At 62.5% G+C, this 309-nt stretch carries 1 pseudogene; it reads left to right on the top strand.

Annotated features, from left to right (window positions below):
- A pseudogene (locus HX868_RS30565) lies at positions 1 to 309 on the top strand (outer membrane assembly lipoprotein YfiO); the annotation flags it as partial.

The raw sequence follows: 309 nt of genomic DNA, 5'->3' as shown, positions 1-309 counted from the left end.
ACCTGCTGCGCCAACAGCTTGCCCATGCCGAAGACCCGGTAGAGCGCCAGACCGCACAATTCACGCTGCTCTATAAAGACCTGCTGCGCGGCCAGTTCGAGACCTTTGCCGAGGACCTCAAGCAACTGCCCGCCTCGGTTCCCGATGACAAGCTCGGCACCAGCCTGGGCTACGTCTACAGCGGCGGCCAGTCGTTGAGACTGTTCCAGTGGAACGGTGACAAGGCCGAGTCCGGCTACACCTGCCCGAGCATCGCGCAAATCGCCAGCACCTTGCAGGCCGATCCGAAAAACCCGCAGGGCCTGAACT

Origin of the sequence: Pseudomonas reactans (assembly GCF_013385825.1) — a bacterium.
In the GTDB taxonomy this organism is placed as follows: domain Bacteria; phylum Pseudomonadota; class Gammaproteobacteria; order Pseudomonadales; family Pseudomonadaceae; genus Aquipseudomonas; species Aquipseudomonas reactans.
Note: the sequence above shows the minus strand (reverse complement) of the source record. Positions and strands in the feature narration are given on the sequence as shown.